1 protein-coding gene is annotated in these 290 nt (G+C 28.6%); it reads left to right on the forward strand.

The window, feature by feature from the left end; all coding sequences use genetic code 11:
* Positions 1 to 74 precede the first annotated feature (74 nt).
* On the forward strand, positions 75 to 290 hold a 216-nt coding region (locus ABCO64_RS10525), incomplete at its 3' end, for a DUF445 domain-containing protein (protein ID WP_343089435.1).

Consider the following 290-nt stretch of genomic DNA (forward strand, 5'->3'; position numbering starts at 1 on the left):
GTATGCTATAATTAAAAAGACTATTAATTGATAAAGGACTGATTGATTTGGATAATGTAATATTGTTATTAACAATGACTTTGATAGGTGGATTAATTGGGTATTTGACCAATAAAATTGCGGTGAAAATGCTTTTTAGACCCTATAAACCTCTAAATTTTGGTTTATTTAAAATTCAAGGGGTATTGCCTAAAAGACAAAGTGATATTGCCAAAAGTGTAGGCGATACGATTGAAACCTCTTTATTAAATGATGATGATTTATTCAATGCATTGTTTTCTTTAGAAGCA

It is taken from the genome of Methanocalculus natronophilus (assembly GCF_038751955.1).
In the GTDB taxonomy this organism is placed as follows: domain Archaea; phylum Halobacteriota; class Methanomicrobia; order Methanomicrobiales; family Methanocorpusculaceae; genus Methanocalculus; species Methanocalculus natronophilus.